Origin of the sequence: Bradyrhizobium sp. HKCCYLR20261, assembly GCF_051168435.1 — a bacterium.
Classification (GTDB): domain Bacteria; phylum Pseudomonadota; class Alphaproteobacteria; order Rhizobiales; family Xanthobacteraceae; genus Bradyrhizobium.
Genome location: NZ_JBNPUZ010000040.1, coordinates 1 through 1,500 on the forward strand (window position 1 = coordinate 1; position 1,500 = coordinate 1,500).

1 protein-coding gene is annotated in these 1,500 nt (G+C 60.6%); it reads left to right on the top strand.

Features of this window, described 5'->3' with window-relative positions; all coding sequences use genetic code 11:
- Window positions 1-85 precede the first annotated feature (85 nt).
- Window positions 86-1,369 carry an IS701 family transposase gene (locus ACQR1L_RS35075; protein ID WP_434862472.1) on the top strand — a complete coding sequence of 428 codons (1,284 nt, stop codon included), beginning with the start codon at window positions 86-88 and terminating at the stop codon, window positions 1,367-1,369.
- Window positions 1,370-1,500 lie beyond the last annotated feature (131 nt).

The window sequence follows — 1,500 nt, forward strand, 5'->3', positions numbered from 1 at the left end:
TACTACTGAGTCAAAAATCGACGAAATAACCGGCTGAGAATCAAGTATTTGTAGAGATTCAGACTTTCACGCGCGGGAGGGTCGAATGGATCTCAAGCCTGAGGAAGCCGGTGCGCGTCGATTTTCAGCCTACGTCAAAGGTCTCGCGAGCGAGATCGGACATGCGGACAGAGTAAACCCGCTCCACGATTATTGCACAGGCCTCATGCTGCCGGGGGAGCGCAAGAGCGTAGAACCAATAGCGGCCAAGACGGCCCCGGCGCGCACGGCGGCACAGCATCAGTCGTTGCTGCACTTCGTCAATACCTCACCCTGGTCGGACGAGAAGATACTGGCCAAGGTGTGCGAGATGGTGCTGCCGGCGATGGAGAAAGCCGGACCGATCGAGGCCTGGATCCTCGACGATACCTCGTTTGCCAAAAAGGGCATCCACTCGGTCGGCGTCCACCACCAGTATTGCGGCGAGCTCGGCAAGCAGGCCAATTGCCAAGTGGCGGTGACGCTGTCGATCGCCAACCACGCCGCCAGCCTGCCAGTGGCCTACCGGCTGTATCTGCCGGACGCCTGGACCAAGGACCGCACGCGGCGAAAGAAGGCGGGCGTGCCCAAGGACATCAAGTTCAAGACCAAGTCGCAGATCGCGATCGAGCAGATCCGCGCTGCATGCGACGCTGGTCTGCCGCGCGGGGTTGTCTTGATGGACTCCGGTTACGGCCGTGACTCGCAACTGCGTACGGAGATCACGGCGCTCGGATTGACCTATGTCGCGGGCATTTTGCCCAACACCTTGATGTGGCCTCCCGGGAGCGGTCCGCGGCGGAACGGAAAGCCGCTGAACAACACGGGTCGTCGCGACGAGCCTGACCTGGTCTCGGCCAAGAAGGTGGCGTGTGGCTTGCCAAAGGAGGCTTGGCAGACGATCCGTTGGCGTCAGGGTTCTGCCGAATGGCTGTCATCACGCTTCGCCCGGGTGCGCGTTCGTGTCGGGCACAACAAGCTGATCCCGGAGCAACTGAAATCGGAGTGGCTGCTGATCGAATGGCCCAAGGAGGAGAAGGAGCCGACCAGATATTGGCTCTCGACATTGCCCGCGACAACCACCTTCCGGAAGCTTGTCGACTTCACCAAGCTGCGCTGGAGAGTCGAGCGCGACTATGAAGAGCTGAAGCAGGAGATCGGGCTCGGCCACTATGAGGGACGGGGGTGGCGCGGCTTCCATCACCACGCCGCGCTATGCATCGCGGCTTACGGCTTCCTCATCGCCGAGCAGGCGACGATTCCCCCCTCAGGACCGCGTTGCAACTGGAAAATCCAACCGCCTGCCTTACCCGACGATTATAGACCCAGAGGCGCCGCCCGCGCGGCCTGAGCGCCATATCCCGAACTCGATTGCAACCATGCGCATACGGCTGAATCGAATGCTGGCCAGAACTTTACCTCGATGCCCATGTTGCGGCCTCGCGCCAAAGCCAAAAAGAAGAAATTTGTGACGCAGTAGTA

Coding starts and splice junctions, on each gene's coding strand:
- ACQR1L_RS35075 (WP_434862472.1), top strand. CDS start 86: ATGGATCTCAAGCCTGAGGAAGCCGGTGCGCGTCGATTTTCAGCCTAC.